This is a genomic window from Hungatella hathewayi WAL-18680 (assembly GCF_000235505.1).
Taxonomy (GTDB): Bacteria; Bacillota; Clostridia; order Lachnospirales; family Lachnospiraceae; genus Hungatella_A; species Hungatella_A hathewayi_A.
The window spans coordinates 508,646-527,826 of record NZ_JH379027.1; the positions used below are offsets into that span (position 1 = coordinate 508,646).

General features: G+C 51.7%; 10 protein-coding genes. 9 read left to right on the forward strand and 1 reads right to left on the reverse strand.

Going from position 1 to position 19,181, the window contains the following annotated elements:
* Positions 1-19 precede the first annotated feature (19 nt).
* Entirely contained in the window at positions 20-730 is a 711-nt protein-coding gene (sfsA, locus tag HMPREF9473_RS02470) for a DNA/RNA nuclease SfsA (RefSeq protein ID WP_006778471.1), read from the forward strand.
* On the opposite strand, the gene HMPREF9473_RS02475 is transcribed toward sfsA, so the two are convergent.
* Positions 714-2,171, reverse strand: a complete 1,458-nt coding sequence (locus HMPREF9473_RS02475; protein ID WP_006778473.1) for a YARHG domain-containing protein — start codon at positions 2,169-2,171, stop codon at positions 714-716. The genes sfsA and HMPREF9473_RS02475 overlap by 17 nt on opposite strands.
* Before the next feature lie 206 nt (positions 2,172-2,377).
* Here HMPREF9473_RS02475 and thrC point away from each other — a divergent pair, with 206 nt between their 5' ends.
* The 8 genes from thrC (at position 2,378) to HMPREF9473_RS02515 (ending at position 19,099) form a co-directional block, all read left to right on the forward strand.
* Positions 2,378-3,865, forward strand: coding sequence for a threonine synthase (gene thrC / locus HMPREF9473_RS02480; RefSeq protein WP_006778474.1), 1,488 nt, complete (start codon positions 2,378-2,380; stop codon positions 3,863-3,865).
* A 122-nt stretch (positions 3,866-3,987) separates the two neighbouring features.
* A complete protein-coding gene (gene fba / locus HMPREF9473_RS02485) occupies positions 3,988-4,851 on the forward strand; it encodes a class II fructose-1,6-bisphosphate aldolase (RefSeq protein WP_006778475.1) in 864 nt (287 codons plus the stop codon).
* Between the two features lie 180 nt (positions 4,852-5,031).
* Complete coding sequence (locus tag HMPREF9473_RS02490; RefSeq protein WP_006778476.1) at positions 5,032-7,149, forward strand: glutamine synthetase III; 2,118 nt, start codon at positions 5,032-5,034, stop codon at positions 7,147-7,149.
* A 155-nt stretch (positions 7,150-7,304) separates the two neighbouring features.
* The gene (locus HMPREF9473_RS02495) at positions 7,305-8,699 is read left to right on the forward strand and encodes a glutamate synthase-related protein (protein ID WP_006778477.1); all 1,395 of its coding nucleotides are present in this window, start codon (positions 7,305-7,307) and stop codon (positions 8,697-8,699) included.
* Positions 8,700-8,746: 47 nt separating this feature from the next.
* The gene (locus HMPREF9473_RS02500; protein WP_006778478.1) at positions 8,747-9,553 is read left to right on the forward strand and encodes an alpha/beta hydrolase; all 807 of its coding nucleotides are present in this window, start codon (positions 8,747-8,749) and stop codon (positions 9,551-9,553) included.
* Positions 9,554-9,775: 222 nt separating this feature from the next.
* Positions 9,776-13,855 carry an S-layer homology domain-containing protein gene (locus HMPREF9473_RS02505; protein ID WP_006778479.1) on the forward strand — a complete coding sequence of 1,360 codons (4,080 nt, stop codon included), beginning with the start codon at positions 9,776-9,778 and terminating at the stop codon, positions 13,853-13,855.
* A gap of 62 nt (positions 13,856-13,917) precedes the next feature.
* Positions 13,918-14,175: a hypothetical protein gene (locus HMPREF9473_RS02510; RefSeq protein WP_006778480.1), complete on the forward strand. Its 258-nt coding sequence runs from the start codon at positions 13,918-13,920 to the stop codon at positions 14,173-14,175.
* A gap of 139 nt (positions 14,176-14,314) precedes the next feature.
* A complete protein-coding gene (locus HMPREF9473_RS02515; RefSeq protein ID WP_006778481.1) occupies positions 14,315-19,099 on the forward strand; it encodes an S-layer homology domain-containing protein in 4,785 nt (1,594 codons plus the stop codon).
* Positions 19,100-19,181 lie beyond the last annotated feature (82 nt).

The window sequence follows — 19,181 nt, forward strand, 5'->3', positions numbered from 1 at the left end:
AAATAGAAGAGGAACTAGCATGAAATACGAACATATGATAGAGGGCAGATTTTTAAGCCGCCCCAACCGTTTTATCGCCCATGTGGAAGTTCAGGGGGAGCAGGTGACGGCTCATGTTAAGAACACTGGCCGCTGCCGGGAACTGCTGATTCCGGGAGTGACCGTGCTTCTCCAGCATCACCCTGGCGCGCTGGAAGCTGGCCGGAAAACCGAGTATTCTCTGATTGGGGTTTATAAGGGAGATATCCTGATCAATATGGATTCCCAGGCCCCCAATCAGGTGGCCGAAGAATGGCTGCGCACCGGCGGCTTCACCAGGGAGACTGGGATTGCCGTTTCGGACATTCACCGGGAGGTGACCTACGGGAATTCCCGGTTCGATCTTGCCTTTCTGGCCGACGGAGAGCAGGCTTATATGGAAGTAAAGGGGGTCACCCTGGAGGTGGACCACGTGGCAAAATTCCCCGATGCGCCCACGGAGCGCGGCATCAAACACGTAAAAGAACTGGCGCTGGCTTCCAAGCGTGGGCTTAGGGCTTATATCCTGTTTGTCATTCAAATGAAGGGAATCACGTCGTTTATGCCAAATATGGACACCCATCCCGCATTTGGAGAAGCCTTACAGGAGGCTTCGCAGGCCGGTGTCCATATCATGGCTTATGACTGTATCGTCACAAAAGAAGAATTGAGTATTGATCAATCAATAGAAGTGTTTATCCATAAAAACTGAGTCCATCAAACAAATTCCAGGATTCGTCCCGGCTTCCATCCGGCAGCGTGCAGAGATAGGGCGAATCCTCGTCCCCACATTTTAACCAGCCTCGTTCCCCCGTCTCTTCCTTCTGAATCAGAACCCATTCCCGATAATCGCTGCCCAGAATCACCACCTTATCTCCAGGGTTCAGCGTGACGCTGATATCCGGGATTCCTTTTTCCGCATAGAGCGGAATGACAGCCAGGGAAACGGCTTCTTTATTCTGCTCGTAGAAATCCTCCTGCACCATAGTGATGGCATCATTGGAAAATTGGTATTTCTGCATGCCCCGGTAAGTCTGGAAAAAGTCGTGCTGACTCCTGCTGGTAATAAAATCCTTGTATATCTGAATGCTGTCACCGGTAATACTGCCCGCCTTCTTCAGCGAACCGCCCCGGTATACATAGACATCCGCCATCGGATCGTCGCTGGGACCGTCCTGCTGGATGATTAGCTGCGTGGTGGCTCCGTCCAGACTGGCAATATAGGGATACTGGTGCAGTGATTCACCCGGCCCCTTCATCTGTGACTCCCCGACGCCCAGCTCATAAACCTCACTGGAATAAGGATTATTGGTTTCCACCTGGTAGGTAATCCGCTCCTTCTGCCCATCCAAATCCAAATCAATCCAGGAACCATTCACAATCGGAACCGGCTGCTCGTAGCCGCCCCCGTCTCTCTTTCGAAATTCCCGCTCCTCCTCCATCTGAATCAGCAACGCCAGATTTTTCTTCTCATTGCTGTTCAAAACGCTGTCCTGAACGGCATTGAATTCCTCCCCGCTGTAAGCAGGCTGATACCAGGACTTGCGGCTGAACACCGCATTTAAAAAGGGGTCCTCGTATTTGCGCCCATGACGGGCAAAGATTTCATTTCTCGCGATGGACAAATCCGTCTGGTTGTATCTCCACAGTTCTTCCTGACGCAGCAGCCTCGTGGCCGTCTCCGGATAATACTCCTCCGAATCATTCACATCATACTGATTCAGGTAATTCTCCTGAAATCCATTGTCATTAAACTGTTCATTTATCATCATGAGCTCGGCGCCCTTTGGATTGCCCGCATCATCGGTGGTATTTAAAAATATCAGCTTCGTCCCATCCTCCAAAAGAAGGTCAGCCCTCTCCAGGGAAATGCTCCAGGTTCCCATGTACTTCATCTGATTCTGGTCCAGAATCCCCAGAACTTCATCCAGATACCGGGCCTTCCGGCTCCAGTCCAGCTGGGTAGCCAGTCCTTCGCCCGTAACGGTTTCCGAGGAAGCATCCCCGCCGCCATGTTCAGAGGATGACGGGGAAATGCCGGTGGTACTCTGGTTTTCCGAGGTTGTGGTGGCAGAGAGTGGAGCGGTATCCTGCCCACGGCAGGCGGTTATCACAAGCGCCGCGGCGGCAGCGAGAATTAGTTGTTTTTTCATAATGGTCAGCTCCTTTCCCATGCATATTTGATACTTCTTATTCTATCAGAAAACGGAGAAAGCAACGTTTACAATTCCCTTAATATATATGAAAGGAATCCTTTATTGCCCATAACAGGCTTTTTAAGTTGCACCTGCTGGTAAAATGTGCTACAATTTTTTCACTATAAAAATTTGCAGATATCAAATAGAAAGGAACTCTTATCATGAATTTATCTTACCAAAGTACTCGTGGAGGGGAAGCGGGGGTTACGGCGTCCCAGGCGATTTTGAAGGGGCTGGCAGATGACAGCGGACTGTTTATGCCGACGGAGATTCCGAAACTTTCCTTATCCATGGAAGAAGTGTCAAAGATGAGTTACCAGGAGACGGCCTACGAGGTGATGAAGCTGTTTTTTACCGATTTCACCGAGGAAGAGCTGAAAAGCTGTATCGCCAGAGCGTATGATGAAAAGTTCGATACGGAAGTCATTGCGCCGCTTGTGAAGGCGGACGGGGCTTATTACCTGGAATTGTTCCATGGAAGTACGATTGCGTTTAAGGATATGGCGCTCTCCATTCTGCCACACCTGATGACGACTTCGGCTAAGAAAAATCATGTGGATAAAGAGATTGTGATACTGACGGCCACCTCCGGGGATACGGGGAAGGCGGCTATGGCCGGATTTGCAGACGTGGAGGGAACCCGCATTATCGTGTTCTATCCCAAGGACGGCGTCAGCCGGGTGCAGGAGCTCCAGATGGTGACCCAGAAGGGGGACAACACCAGCGTGGTGGCCATTCACGGCAACTTTGACGACGCCCAGACCGGCGTGAAGAAGATATTTGCAGACAGGGACTTTGGGGAAATGCTGGCCGGACAGGGATTCCAGTTATCCTCCGCCAACTCCATCAATATCGGACGTCTGGTGCCTCAGGTGGCTTACTATGTGTATGCCTACGGAAAACTGCTGGAGGGCGGCGAGATTGCGGACGGCGAGATGATCAACGTGGCGGTTCCCACGGGAAATTTCGGCAATATTCTGGCGGCTTATTTTGCAAAACAGATGGGTGTGCCTATCGGAAAACTGATTTGCGCCTCCAATGACAATAAAGTGCTTTATGATTTCTTCACCACCGGAACATACGACAGGAACCGGGATTTTATCCTGACCAATTCTCCGTCTATGGATATTCTGATTTCCAGCAACCTGGAGAGACTGATTTACTTGAGTACCGGCTGTGACGCGAAGAAGACGGCGGGGCTGATGGCGGATTTAGCGCAGAAGGGCAGCTATGAGGTGACGGCTGACATGAAAGAGCGGATGGCTGACTTCGTGGGCGGTTTCGCAACCCAGGAGGAGGATGCCGCGGCGATTCGGAATCTGTACGAGGAGACCGGATATGTGCTGGATACCCATACGGGTGTGGCCTGTGCCGTTTACAAATCATACCAGGCGGCCACCGGCGATAAGACCAAGACGGTTATCGCTTCCACCGCCAGTCCATACAAGTTCTCCAGAAGCGTTCTGGAGGCCATCACCGGACAGAAGGACAGCCGGGATGAATTCGAGGTGGTAGACGAGCTTTGCCGTGTCTCCGGCGTGGCGGTTCCGAAGGCTGTGGAGGAGATTCGCGGCGCCCAGGTGCGCCATAGCCTGGAGTGTGAGGTCGATGACATGAAGGACACCATCGGCCGGATTCTGGGTGTATAGCTGTGTTAAAAATGTCACAAAGTTGCTCTTTTCAAATATCTGAAAATAGTATATAATACTTAGAGGACATGAGTAAGAAGAACCTGATGAAAAATCATTTAAAGAAGATGGAGGTTTGTACAATGTTAGTTTCAGCAAAAGAAATGTTAGACAAAGCAAGAGATGGACATTACGCCGTTGGCCAGTTCAACATCAACAATCTGGAGTGGACCAAGGCCGTATTAACAACTGCTCAGGAGTTAAACTCCCCGGTTATCTTAGGTGTATCCGAGGGTGCAGGTAAATACATGACAGGTTACAAGACCGTAGTAGGCATGGTTAACGGAATGATGGAGGAATTAAACATCACGGTTCCGGTGGCTCTTCACTTAGACCACGGCAGCTACGACGGATGTATCAAATGTATCGAGGCTGGTTTCTCCTCCGTTATGTTTGACGGCTCCCATTACCCAATCGCGGAGAACATTGAGAAGACCACGGCTCTTGTAAAGATTTGCAAGGAGAAGGGACTTTCCATTGAGGCGGAGGTTGGTTCCATCGGCGGCGAGGAAGACGGCGTTGTAGGCGCTGGCGAGTGCGCGGACCCGGATGAGTGCAAGGCTATCGCTGATTTGGGAATTGATTTCCTGGCAGCAGGTATCGGCAACATTCACGGCAAATATCCGGCGAACTGGAAGGGCTTGAGTTTCGAGACCCTGGAAGCCGTAAAAGAGAAGGTTGGCGATATGCCACTGGTACTTCACGGCGGCACCGGCATCCCGGCAGATATGATTCAGAAAGCAATCAGCCTGGGCGTTGCCAAGATTAATGTAAACACCGAGTGTCAGTTATCTTTCGCAGATGCTACCCGCAAGTACATCGAGGCGGGCAAGGACTTGGAGGGCAAGGGATTTGACCCACGTAAGCTCCTCGCTCCTGGTACGGAAGCAATCAAAGCAACTGTAAAAGAGAAGATGGAATTATTCGGTTCCGTAGGTAAAGCGTAAGAAAAATCAGGATTCTGAAAAAAATGCTTGCATTTTCAGATAAAATGGTTTATTTTATTTAAAGAACGATGGCGTTCTCCTATAACCTGGAGGACGCCTTTTCTATTACGGAACGAAACTGTTCAGACAGGCCGCCCGGGCTGGTCGCGAAAATGTTAAGTGAGAGGATGAGGAGAAATTATGAGCGAAGTAGTCAATGTTGCTGAATTGTTTGGCAAAAACGTGTTCAATGAAACGGTCATGAAAGAACGGCTGCCAAAAAGCGTATTCAAGAAACTGAAAAAGACCATCGAAGATGGCGCGGAGCTTGACCCTTCAATCGCGGATGTTGTGGCGCATGCCATGAAGGACTGGGCGATTGAGAGAGGCGCAACACATTACACACACTGGTTTCAGCCGTTGACAGGCGTGACCGCGGAAAAGCATGATTCCTTCATCTCCGCACCGGATGCTGAAGGCAAGATTATCATGGAATTCTCCGGCAAAGAGCTGATTAAGGGCGAACCGGATGCCTCCTCGTTCCCGTCAGGCGGACTGAGGGCTACCTTTGAGGCGAGAGGATATACCGCATGGGACTGTACGTCACCGGCATTTTTGAGGGAGGACGCCATCGGCGTGACACTTTGCATTCCGACCGCATTCTGCTCCTACAAAGGGGAGGCCCTGGATCAGAAGACACCGCTTCTGCGCTCCATGCAGGCCATTGATAAAGAGGCGTTGAGAATTTTGCGGTTATTTGGAAATACCAGGGCGAAACGGGTGGTTCCGTCCGTAGGTCCGGAGCAGGAGTATTTCCTGGTGGACCGTGCCAAATATTTACAGAGAAAAGATTTAATCTATGCGGGAAGAACCCTGTTTGGGGCAATGCCGCCTAAGGGGCAGGAACTGGAGGACCACTACTTCGGCGCCATCCGCGAGAGAATCGGTTCTTACATGAATGAGATTAACCAGGAGCTGTGGAAGCTGGGCGTGAGCGCCAAGACACAGCACAATGAGGTGGCTCCGGCCCAGCATGAGCTGGCGCCGATTTATGACCAGGCCAACCTGGCGGTGGACCACAACCAGATGGTGATGGAGACCATGAAGAAGGTGGCGGGGCGCCACGGACTGACCTGTCTGCTCCATGAGAAACCATTTGCCGGGGTAAATGGCTCCGGTAAGCATAACAACTGGTCCATCGTGTCGGACGACGGCATTAACATGCTGAATCCTGGGGATACGCCTCATGAGAATATCCAGTTTCTGCTGGTGCTTGGCTGTATTCTGAAGGCCGTGGACATTCATGCGGATTTGCTCCGCGAGTCCGCTGCCGATGTGGGAAATGACCACCGGCTGGGTGCAAACGAGGCTCCGCCGGCCATTATCTCCATCTTTGTGGGCGAGCAGCTGGAGGATGTGATTGACCAGCTGTGCAGTACCGGCGAGGCGACTCATTCCAAGAAGGGCGGCAAGCTGATGACCGGTGTTGCCACACTTCCGGATTTAGATAAGGATGCGACGGATAGAAACAGAACCTCACCGTTTGCATTTACCGGCAATAAATTTGAGTTCCGTATGGTTGGTTCCTCCGATTCCGTGGCGGCTCCCAACGTGGTGCTGAACACCATCGTGGCCGAGGCGTTTAAGGAGGCGGCGGATGAGCTGGAGAAAGCGGCAGATTTCGACACGGCTGTCCATGACATGATTAAGAAGCTGCTGGCGGACCACAGACGGATTATCTTCAACGGCAATGGCTATTCCGACGCGTGGGTGGAGGAAGCCGAGAAGAGAGGACTGCCCAATATCAAGTCCATGGTGGATGCCATTCCGGCGTTGAAGACGGAGAAGGCCGTGAAGCTGTTTGAGACCTTCCACGTGTTCACCAGAGCGGAACTGGAATCCAGAGCGGAGATTGAGTTTGAGGCATACTCCAAGGCCATCAACATCGAGGCGAGAACTATGATTGATATGGCCAGCAAACAGATTATCCCGGCGGTTATCAAGTATACCACCGAGCTGGCGAAGTCCATCAATGCGGTCGCGTCCGCCTGTCCGGATGCGGACACCAGCGTACAGGCAGAGCTGCTGGTTGAAACCTCGGCGTTGCTCTCCGATATGAAGGTGGCTCTGGCGGCCCTTACCGACCTGACTGAGAAGTGCGGTGCGATAGAGGGCGCGGAAGAGCAGGCCCGCGCATACCGCGACGAGATTGTCCCAGCCATGACGGCTCTCCGGGAGCCGGCGGATAAGCTGGAGATGATAGTGGATAAGGAACTGTGGCCGATGCCTTCTTATGGGGATTTGATTTTTGAGGTATAAGATAGAAATGATATAAATGAGAGAACCTTCTTCGAGGGGTGGCGGATGCTGCGCTTGGGGGGAGGTTCTTTTTATTCCTGTTTTTATTGGTTACCGGTTGTGATATAATAGGATTAGTATTGATAACCGTGAACCATAAAGAAGGAGAAGACAATATGGGAAAGTTCAGATGTAGTGTGTGCGGGTTTATCTATGATGAGGAGAAGGAGGGGAAACCTTTTGCCGAGCTGGATGTCTGCCCGGTGTGCCGGCAGCCGGCGACGGCATTTGAGGCTTTGGAGGAAGAGGTGTCCGCCCAGGTGCTTCCGGCGGCGGAGCATGGGAATTCCCTGGAGTACGAGGCGGCTTACGCGAGAGTGGATGACAGCTGCCGCTATATGAAGGAGATTCATGAGATGGCGGTGTCCGGCAGGACGATTATCGAGGCCATGGGAACCCGGATGCCAATGCCGAACTGGGATGACATCCTGATTCTGGGGGCGCAGCTGAACCCGCCGCCACTGATGGAGCATGACGAGGTGGACACGACCACAATCATCGGAACACATGCGAAGAAGCCTATGGTACTGAAGAATCCGGTCTATGTGTCCCATATGTCCTTCGGAGCGCTGTCACGGGAAACGAAGATTGCACTGGCAAAAGGCAGCGCCATGGCGGGCTCGGCTATGTGCAGTGGGGAAGGCGGGATTCTGCCGGAGGAGATGGCTGCGGCGGACAAATACATATTTGAGTATGTGCCAAACAAATACAGCGTGACGCCGGAGAATCTGCAAAATGCGGACGCCATAGAGATCAAGATTGGTCAGGGGACGAAGCCCGGCATGGGCGGTCATCTACCCGCGGGAAAGGTGACGCCGGAAATCAGCCAAATACGAAACAAACCCATGGGACATGACATTATCAGCCCATCTAAATTCGAGGATATCAGGACGAAGGATGATTTGAAGGATTTGGTATCCCAGCTGCGTCTGGCGTCGGACGGTCGTCCTATCGGGATCAAGATTGCGGCCGGAAGGATTGAGAAGGATTTGGAGTTCTGCGTCTATGCGGAGCCGGACTTCATCACCATTGACGGCCGTGGCGGCGCCACCGGGGCGAGTCCGAGGCTGGTCCGGGATGCCACAAGCGTGCCGACAGTCTATGCCCTGCACCGTGCCAGGAAATATCTGGATGAGGTGGGAGCGGATATCCAGCTGGTCATCACCGGCGGACTCCGGGTTTCCTCTGATTTTGCCAAGGCGATTGCCATGGGAGCGGACGCGGTGGCGATTGCTTCCGCGGCATTGATGGCGGCGGCCTGCCAGCAGTACCGTATCTGCGGCACCGGCATGTGCCCGGTCGGTGTAGCGACCCAGGATCCGGAACTGCGCAGACGTCTGAACGGGGACGCGGCCGCTATGAGAGTGGCGAATTTCCTCAGCTGCTCTCTAGAGGAGTTGAAAACATTTGCAAGGATTACGGGACATGAGAGACTGCATGACATGAATGTGGATGATTTGTGTACGATTAACCGGGAGATATCGGAGTATACCAGCATCCGTCATGCGTAATGGGGAAGGTTTTTATAAAATGATGATAGAAAAGGAGGGTGTTACAGATGGGAGAAATGATTTCGTCATTCGACAACACGCAGTTGTACCTGAACAGAGAGGTGGAGAAGGGATGCAGGGCCGTGGCCGTGATTGTGCATGGGCTTTGCGAGCACCAGGGGCGGTATGATTATTTTGCGGAGTTGTTCCACAAGGCGGGGATTGGGACTTACCGCTTTGACCACCGGGGACATGGGCGCTCGGAGGGAGAGCGGACGTACTACGGGGATTTTAACGAGCTGCTGGATGACACCAACGTTGTGGTGGATATGGCGATTGCTGAGAACCCGGATGTGCCGGTATTTCTGATTGGACACAGCATGGGCGGTTTTACGGTGGCATTGTATGGAGCAAAATACTCGGATAAGAAGCTGCGGGGAATCATTACCAGCGGGGCCCTGACCGTGGATAACGGAAAGTTAATCACCAGTGTTCCCAAGAATCTGGATGTCCATACCCAGCTGCCAAACGAGCTGGGAGCCGGTGTCTGCTCCGTGACGGAAGTAGTGGACTGGTATGGCAGGGACCCGTACAATACCAAGACATTTACTACCGGTTTGTGCTACGCGCTGTGCGATGGTATCGACTGGTTTGCGGAGAAGAGAAAAGAGTTCCGGTATCCGGTGCTGATGCTGCACGGAGAGAAGGACGGTCTGGTCAATGTGCAGGATACTTATGATTTCTTCAAGGCCGCGGCTTCCACCGATAAGCAGATGAAGATTTATGGCGGTTTGTTCCATGAGATTTTCAATGAGTATTGTAAGGATGAGGTGATTGGGGACGCGATTCGATGGGTGGAGAATCGTATCGGATAATATAAGAATAGGTATGAATGGGAAGAGAACTTCTATTATGTGGTATGTAATAGAAGTTCTCTTTTTTTGTGTAAATGACGGTGGCGGAGGTTGGGTGTTAATTAGGTGTAACGGGGTGTTGATTAGGTGCAGGCTCATTTTTTGCGTTGTAATTATGGTATTATCTGATTAGAAATGGATGATAAATCTACTTTTATGACGAATGAGAGGAGTGGAGTAAGGATGATTGAATGGGTGGTTGAAAAAGCAGTTGGAGTGGGGAAGTTGTGCCGAAGAATTTTTGGAACCCGGTGTAGGAGGCTGGCGGCAGGGGGATTGACTGTCTGTATGATGGTGAGTCTGCTGCCGGCATCTGGCCTGGCGGCTGTGATGCCAGATATACAGGGGGGGGGTATTAATGGGAATGACATGAGAGGGGCCGGTGGTGTCATCAATTTAGATACACTGGAGATGACGGACGACATCGTTATGGTGGCGGATGGACAGTATACGGTCGCAACGGCTAAAGGGCTGGAAAATCTGGCGGAGCTTGTGAATAGAGACGGTAGCGGCGATGCGGAGAATTATACAGTTGAAATGCTTGGCAGTATTGACCTGCAAAATAAGGAATGGACGCCAATTGGAAATTCTAACAGACACTTGTTTCAGGGGACCTTTGACGGACAGGGGCATACAGTAAAGAATCTCAAAATTACTAACGGGAGCCAATACATAGGCTTGTTTGGAAATGTGAAGGGAGGCATCATCCAAAACCTGAAGGTAGAGGGAGAGGTTACTGGCAGGATTTGGGCAGGTGGCATTGCAGGACAAATAACATCAGGGACAGTGGAGAACTGCGTTAGTGAGGTTGTTGTACAGATAACTGAAAAAAGGGCCGGTGGAATTGTAGGCGAGGCTTCTGCTGCTGATGGTCCGATGGTTATCAGGAACTGTTATAGCACCGGTGATGTTTCATCCAGCAACTCTATTTCGGCCTATGACAGTATAGGCGGAATTGTAGGCACGGGTAGTAACGTGTCAATTGAGTATTGTTACAGTATAGGTGAAATAAGCGGTCCCAGCTTGGTTGGCGGTATCGGTGGAAGTGGCAGTAGTGCCATATCCCATTGCGTGGCGCTGGGGTTGAGCGTAAGTGTTTTCGCTAATGATTTTGGAATCGGTGGGCAGATTGGACGTGTAGGCGGAAGCACGCGTACTACCTATGCGGGAAATTTCGGCAGGGATGATATGAAAATGATTTCAACAGCAGAATGGCCCATCGATTCAGCCATTGGCAGTGACAAAAAGGATGGTGCGGATGCCGTAATAGGCACGGATGACTTCGGAACGGTATTCGCAGGATGGAACCATGATATTTGGGACTTTCGTGACGATACAAAATTGGAAATTGGCTGTGTGCTGCCAAAATTGAAAAGTATTCCATCAAACGCCCAGAACCCCATACTTCCAGGTGAGATTCAGCCGGTGATTACCACAGTCAGTCTTCCGTCCGGGGTTGTAGGGACGCCTTATAACGGGGCGCTGACGGTTGCCAACAGTCTACCGGTTACCTGGAGTGTGGAGAGCGGCAGTCTCCCGGAGGGGTTGACACTTGGCAGTGACGGATCCATCACGGGTACTCCGTCGGCAGCAGGAGTTTCGACATTTACGGCAAAGGCTGCTGGGCCTGTGAAGGAAGCCAGCCGGCAGTTTTCTATCACAATTAATGAAGAAGGGGCCGATGACGCGGAGCGCATTGCAAAGGCAAAAGTGGCGGCTGACCGCGCGGTGAAGGGGACTAAATATGTCTGTGATGCAGATGAAGATACCATATTGGCTGTGGCCCAGGCGGCAATAGAGGACGAAGATATCACGGTGGAGTGGGATGGAAGTCCGAATTATTCGGCGCCTGATGTTGGAGAAAAAGGGGCTGTAAGCGGAACAATCAAGCTGACATTGAACAGCACAACCGATACGTTCGCAGTTTCCATAGAACTTCCGGAGCTTTTGTCCGGGCGGCATATCGGATTGTCCGATACCATACTGATTTTGAAACCGGGAGAAACCGCACAACTGGAGGCGGAGATTGAGGAGGATACCTCCACTTCCGCTACGCTGGAGCTTCCGCCTGCCAATGATGGATTGGTACCACCTGAAGCTGACAGCTTGGAAGGGAAAGAAAATGATGGACTGGATAAGGGCCAGCAGAATGCAGAAGGCATCCAGCCGAATGATAGCCAGCAGAATGTAGAAGACGTCCAGCCGGATGATACCCAGCAGAATCCAGGGGAAGTCCAGCTGGGGGATACCCAGCAGAATCCAGGGGATATCCAGCCAGATGATAGTCAGCAGAACACAGGAAATATCCAACCAGATGATACCCAACAGAACGCAGGAGGCACCCAGCCTGATATTCCGATTGCCAGCCCTGCTGAGGCATCATTGAGTAGCTTTTCTATCGGAGACATTGCTTTCATGAATTTACCGGAAATACCGGAAATCTCCTTCACCTGGTCCAGTGATGACCACAGTGTGGCAACAGTATCGAAGGAAGGACTGGTGAAAGCAGCTGGCCCCGGTACATGTATCATTACGGCCCGTGGAGATGGCTTGAGTGCAGAATGTATGGTGATAGTGAGTCAGCCGGAACGCTATTCTGTAACAGTTGAAAATGGCACAGGCGGCGGACGTTTTGCAGCGGGGGCCACAGTCCACATTACAGCCAGCCCAGCGCCAGCTGGCCAGAAATTCAACCGATGGAGCAGCGATGACAATGAGGTAGTATTTGCCGATGCAGCCTCCGCCGAAACCAGCTTCCAGATGCCGGGCCATACGGTTACCGTGACTGCTTCCTACCAGAATATCTCCAATGAGAACCAGTCAGGCAGCAACTCGGATAATGACTCCAACGACAGTTCCACGGCGCAAACGCCAACGACAGAGCAGAAATCCCCGCCTGTCACAGCGGAAGCCACTGTGCAGGGAACCGTTGACAATTCAGGCAATGTTTCCGTTATCCTGCCACTGGATGTGCTGGACGCAGCCATACAAACAGCCCGGGATACCGCAAGGAAAAATGGCACGGCAGGAAACGGAATTGCAGTGAATATCCATATAACTTCCGGTGGTGAAAATGTCAGCGGTATCACGGTAAATCTTCCCATAACATTACAGGAAAAGGTCATCAACGAAAATGTCCAGAACCTGACGCTTGTGGTGGACCGGCCGGATATCTCCATCGGCATGGACCTGGCGTGTGTGACGGAAATCAACCGTCAGGCCAAGGCGGACGTTCAGATATCCGCCAGACGCATTACCGATATGACAAAGCTGACGGCAGAGACAAGGAAGGCCGTCGGAGACAGACCAGTATTTGATTTCAACATAGAAGGCGGCGTCCGGACTATCACCAGCTTCGGTACCGGCCGGGTGACAGTAAAACTGCCATATCAATTGAAAGCAGGAGAGCGTGCAGGAAATGTACAGACGGCCTATATCGATGAGCAGGGCCATGGGCATATTCTGGCGGCTTCTGATTATGAAGAAGAGACCGGCATGGTACTCTTTCAGCCGCCCCATTTTTCACTCTATGCAGTGACGTATCAGCCAGCTCCCGCATTTACCGATACGGTAAATGACTGGGCAGCGGATGATATTGATTTTGCAGTCAGCCGTGGACTGCTGGAAGGCACCAGTGGTACATCCTTCAGCCCGGATGTGATTCTCACCCGTGGAATGTTTGTCACAGCCCTGGGACGCCTGGCCGGAGTCGATACCACGGCGTACCAAAGCAGCTCCTTCACGGATGTGAAAGCGGATGATGTCTGTGCTCCATATAGTAACTGGGCGGCAGACAAGAATATTTTAAACGGTATCACCGCCACGACCTTTGCCTCGGAGCAGGCCATCAGCCGGGAGCACATGGCCACCGCACTTTCGGCATATGGGAAAGCGGTTGGCAGCCATTACTTCAACATTTATAAGGAACATACATTCACAGACAGCGCAAATATCAGTGCCTGGGCATCACCGGCTGTAAAACAGATGCAGATGGCAGGCATCATGATGGCAAAGAACGAAAACCGTTTCGAGCCACAGCAGACCGTAAGCCGCAGGGAAGCGGCCGTAATTCTTCACCGGCTGGTAACCCGGACAATGGATGTTACGACAGCGGATGGCTGGACGCAGAACGACAGCGGCCAGTGGATGTATTATGTAAACGGTAGCCCGGTGAAGAGCCAGACGAAGGAGATTGATGGCACGCCATACGCATTCGACCATTACGGCGTGGCACCGGATTATTTAAAGAAAAAAAGCCGCTAAAACTAAAAGTGAACAATATGTTTAATACATTACGGCGGATAAAAAGAGAGGAATGAAGAAATATGATTGATAAGTTGGTTGAAAAAGCAGTTAGGATGGGGAAGCAGTATCGATTGCTGCTTCCAGCGGCATTGTTAGCCGTATGCGTTCTATTCGGAGCGGATTATATGATGGAACAATGTCGAAAAATGTTTGGATTTCCATGCAGAAAGCTGGTGGCAGGAATACTGACTGCCTGCATGATGGTGACGATGCTGCCTATATCTTCCCTGGCGGCAACAACATCTAATATACAGGGGGGGGGGTATATATGGAGATAATCTAAAAAAGGACAATCGTATATGCGGACACGTTCATGACGAGGACTGCGGCTATGTAGAAGCCATAGAGGGCGCTCCCTGTTCTCATGAAAATGACGACGGCACCTACACCTGCGCTCCTGGTGCAGACAGTGGCGATGTGGGTATCAACAAGGCAACTCCCCACGATGCAGATTATGTATGTGACCACAGCGATGACTGCGGCTATACAGAGGCGGTGGAGGGCGTTCCCTGCACCCATTCCTGTGAGCTGTGCGAAAATACGCCTTTGGAAACTCCATCAGTGGAAAAGCCATCAGTAGGAAATCCACCCATAAAAAATGAAATAGTCAAAGATACCTGTATCTGTGATATCAAATGCACTCCTGCCGACAGCAAAACGGACACAGCGGCCGTCATAAATCCCGACTGCCCCGTTTGCTCGGCTGAGCATGCGGATTTGAGTCTCTGCGTTGGTGTTGAGGAAGAAAAAGATACCGCCTATGATAGAGTTGTGGCGCTGTTTAAAGCGCTGCCCACAGCAGGCAGTATCACAGAAAAAACTACGGAAGAGCGGAAGGATAAGCTGACAGCGCAGATAACTGCCGCTATGGGCGCCCTTGAGGCCTTAAGTGACGATGATTATGCGAGATTCACCAGAGAACATGACGATTTGTTAATAGCGGCAGCAGCGCTTCAAGCGGCGATTGCCGGCACGGTTCCCAGGACACTAGCGGAGGGGCCTATGCCAACAGCGGAAATAATCGGTTCTTACTACTATGTTTTTGCCAACGGTGCATCCCTGATTTTAGCGGCCGGCTCCACGGATACCAGCAAAACTGTTATTTACATAGACCAGAATGGCGACGGTGAGATTGACAGTGGTGATACCATTTTTAACCCCAATATGGGTGATGCCACAGATGGTACTGTGGCAGGCAACAATCTCAAAAGCTGGTATATCTTTGGAGGCTGTCGGGACGACAACGTAGACGGAAACATACAGCTTACCATGCTGGGGGGTGAGGTGAAATACCTTTACGGCGGAGGCTATGTCAGTGGGGCCGATGCTGTTGTTAATGGCAGTACTTCCGTCAATGTTTTGGGCGGTAAATTGTTTGGAGCGTATGGTGGCGGCATGGGCAACAGTGACCGCATCAGTTCTACTGGTTCCACCGACGTATACATTGGGGCCGATACCATGGTAAATATGGTCTATGGTGGCGGCAATAACGCCGTGGTCAAAGGAAATGTCACTGCTACCGTAGAAGGCACCGTTATCAACGAGGTCGCCGGTGGCGATGGAAATGGTGGCACTGTGGAGGGTGATGTTAAAGTCACGCTGAAACGCGGGTCAAGTGCGGGCAACGTCTACGGTGGAGGCTCTATGTCGAAAGGCACCGTGGAGGGCAGTACTTTCGTTACCATTGAGTCTGGCGCTATGGTAGAAAACACCAACGGAGGATATGCCACTGTTAATGGTAGCGGTTCCAACACCATAGATGGAAGCACCACAGTGACTATTGCAGGCACCGTGATTGGGAACGTTTATGGCGGAGGAAGCAGACCAGTGGCCCAGGGAACCAGCGTTATTCTTCAGCGTGGTGCAAAGGTAAGCGGCAGAAACGTCAGCGTGTATGGAGGGGGATCCGGTAGTAAAGGCGTTGTTACTGGCGGCACCTCTGTTATCATCAAGACTGGCGCTATGGTGGATATTGAGTACACTGGCTTGTATAATGGCGTATTCGGCGGCGGCCAGGGGGCCGTGGAGGATGGCACCTCCGTTATCGTTGAGCAAGGTGCTGCGGTGTATTCTGAACTTGGCGGCGTATACGGAGGTGGCAGCTACGCTACTGTCACCGGCGGAACTTTTGTTACCATCGACGGCGAGGTTACCGGCAGTGTGTATGGCGGCGGCAATGGAAGTGGCAGTACCGTTACCGGCGATATTTCCGTCACCATCGGTGGCGGAGCTAAGATTGGGGATAATACTACCAGCAATGGGGTTATCATCAACGGCAGCTCAGGAAACCCGTCTAATGGTGTAGGCAGCTTCTCTATCGCCCAAGATAACCATCTGTCCGATGATGCAGAAGTGTACGTTGTCCTGCCTGCTGGTTATGCCGCTGGAGGTACCATCGCTACCGGGGCCGTACGGGAGGACGCTGGCAGGATTAAGCTCACCGGCGACGGTGCGGCGGACAAGGTGGCATACTTTGAAAATGGCGAGATTAAGGCGGGGACACCGCCGGCTTCTCTCCCTCCCGTGGTGGATGAAAAAAATATTTTCGCTAACGGATGTGAACTCAAATTGGAGGAGGGCACCGGAGGAGTCGGAACAGTCTATACCGTTGTGAAGTACCGCCCGATGGGGTCGGAAAATGAAAACGACTATCAGATTTTGGCCGTTGACGGCGCCACCGGCAGCAATAATGCCACCGGCTACGACCTCACCGCTTACACCATTTACGGTGGAAAAAACAGCAAAAATTTGATAGACAGCACCAGTATTATCATGACCGGCGGCCAGGTAGATACCATCTACGGCGGCAGTCATTCTGGCAATGTGAATTTGACCGGCAACACAAAAGTCACCATGACTGGCGGACAGGTAAACTATATTTACGGCGGCGGGAACAATGCCAAGGTCACCGGCAACGCCAAAATCTCTGTTATGGAATCGGCCAAGGTAGCAGGCAGTATCTACGGATGCGGCAGTGATGGCGGAATCGTCAGCGGCAATGTTGTCATTACCGTAGGCGGTGCCGTTGAGATTGGCGGTGCGGGCATGGGTGTGGTCATAAACGGTGGCGCGGAAACACCAGTCACCAACGGTGTGGACAGCTTCATGATTAGTGGCGGCCTTACCGGCGCAGATGGCAGTGTGTGTGTAATCTTGCCCGAAGGCATTGAAGACGGTAAAGTAATTGCCACGAAGGCGGCAGCGGGCGACACCAGCAAAATCAAACTGGACGGCCCCGGCGCTGTTGGTAATACAGCGGAATTTAACAGTTCTGACAACACTATCATCGTAAAATCGTCCACCACGCTCACTGATGCGCAAAAGATAGCTTTGGCGAAATGCTCCATTAAAACAGCGCTTAATAACCTGACTGTCACAAATGCCACTACCGCGCAGGATATTCTCAATGCGGCCAAAGCGGCGACACTGCATGGCGTAGCTGTGGCCTGGGACAGCACAAACGGTTTTGGCAAGACGGAGGCGACCAAAGCAGCTGTTGGAGTAATCACAGGCACGCTGAAGCTGTCACTTAACAGCGAGAGCGGCACCATTGCAATAAACAAATCCATTGCAAAATTACCTGGTGATGATTCATCGGACAGCGGTTCATCAAATGGAGGCTCGTCAGGCGGCGGCTCATCCAGTGGCAACTCATCAAGCAGCAGTTCATCCGCTGAAACCAGGCCGGGTGTCTCCATTGAGAGCGAAATCAAGATAAACGGTACTGTGGATGGAGCTGGCAGCTTCCATGCGGAACTTTCACAGAAAGCCGTGGAGGATGCCATTAAAAAGGCAGAGGAAGAGACTCGGAAAAAGGGCAGTTTGAATAACGGAATCACCCTTGTGCTGAATATCAACACAGGTGGTGGGAGCGCAGGCAGTGTAAGCGTTAACCTGCCAAAGGTGACGCAGGAAACTATCATCAGTAATAAGGTTGTAAACACCGTGCTTGTGGTGGACAATCCCAGTATCAGAATAGACATAAATCTGGCGGCTGTCACCGAAATACACAGACAGGCACAGGCCGATGTGAATATTACAGCCACACGGCAGGACAACAGCAGGCTGGCCGGAGCGGCGAAACCAGCAATCGGAAACCGCCCTGTCTTTGACCTGAAGGCAAACTACGGCAGTGGAAAGCAGGTGACAGAGTTCGGAACAGGCAGCGTGAGCGTGGCTATTCCGTACACTTTGCAATCTGGCGAGACGTCAGGCGGCGTCTGTGCGGTTTATGTGGATAGTAATGGGAATGTGAATTATCTCACAAACTCCGCTTATGACAGCACCAACAAGACATTGCGATTCACCACTTCTCATTTTTCGACTTATGGCATCGGATACAAGGCTCTGTCAGATTTTAGTGACACGGCCAGCCACTGGGCAGAGGAAGATATACAGTTTGTGGTAAATCGTGGCCTGCTAGATGGCACAAGCCGCACCACTTTCAGTCCCGACGCAGCCATAACGAGAGGAATGATTGTGACAGCCCTCGGCAGACTGGCGGGAGTAGACGTAAGTGGATACAAGGCAAGCAGCTTTACCGATGTAAAAGCAGACGCTTACTACATGGGCTATGTGGGATGGGCCAGCCAAAGCGGAATATTAAGCGGCACAGGCGCCACTACCTATGCCCCCGAAGACGCCATCTCCCGTGAGCAAATGGCCGTGACACTGGCTAACTATGCGCGAACCATCGGCTATTCGCTGCCCAGTGTTCACACGGAAATCACCTTTGCCGATACCACAAATATCTCATCCTGGGCAAAGGATTCCGTAAAGACCATGCAGATGGCAGGCATAATAGCCAGCAAGGACGCCAACAAGTTTGACCCACAGAGCGCCGCCACCAGAGCCGAGGTATCTGCAACGCTCCGCCGCTTCATAGAGCGGATGATGGATACTTCCACCGCACAAGGCTGGATGCAGAATGACAGCGGCCAGTGGATGTACTATATAAACGGCAGCCCCATAAAGGGCCAGACAAGAGAAATAGATGGCGTCCCATATGCATTTGACAATCACGGCATAACGCTGGACTATTCAAAGAAAAAAAGCCGCCTTACCCATACGGTAAAAACGGGTGACAACTTATGGAAGATAGCACGGGAATACAACGTTGATATGCAAATACTGGCATTAATCAACGGCAAGAGTGTATCTTCCACGATTCATCCCGGGGAGGTGTTGAAAATACCTCAATAACCGTGGACAAATGATATGTTTAAGAGGTTTATGTTGGAAAAAAGAAAGGGATAAAGAAAAATGTTTAGATTCCGATACAAAA

What these genes read in the sequence shown, in the direction of transcription:
- HMPREF9473_RS02475 (WP_006778473.1), bottom strand. Translation starts at nt 2,171, where the DNA reads ATGAAAAAACAACTAATTCTCGCTGCCGCCGCGGCGCTTGTGATAACC.
- HMPREF9473_RS02495 (WP_006778477.1), top strand. Translation starts at nt 7,305, where the DNA reads ATGGGAAAGTTCAGATGTAGTGTGTGCGGGTTTATCTATGATGAGGAG.
- HMPREF9473_RS02490 (WP_006778476.1), top strand. Translation starts at nt 5,032, where the DNA reads ATGAGCGAAGTAGTCAATGTTGCTGAATTGTTTGGCAAAAACGTGTTC.
- HMPREF9473_RS02505 (WP_006778479.1), top strand. Translation starts at nt 9,776, where the DNA reads ATGATTGAATGGGTGGTTGAAAAAGCAGTTGGAGTGGGGAAGTTGTGC.
- sfsA (WP_006778471.1), top strand. Translation starts at nt 20, where the DNA reads ATGAAATACGAACATATGATAGAGGGCAGATTTTTAAGCCGCCCCAAC.
- fba (WP_006778475.1), top strand. Translation starts at nt 3,988, where the DNA reads ATGTTAGTTTCAGCAAAAGAAATGTTAGACAAAGCAAGAGATGGACAT.
- HMPREF9473_RS02510 (WP_006778480.1), top strand. Translation starts at nt 13,918, where the DNA reads ATGATTGATAAGTTGGTTGAAAAAGCAGTTAGGATGGGGAAGCAGTAT.
- thrC (WP_006778474.1), top strand. Translation starts at nt 2,378, where the DNA reads ATGAATTTATCTTACCAAAGTACTCGTGGAGGGGAAGCGGGGGTTACG.
- HMPREF9473_RS02500 (WP_006778478.1), top strand. Translation starts at nt 8,747, where the DNA reads ATGGGAGAAATGATTTCGTCATTCGACAACACGCAGTTGTACCTGAAC.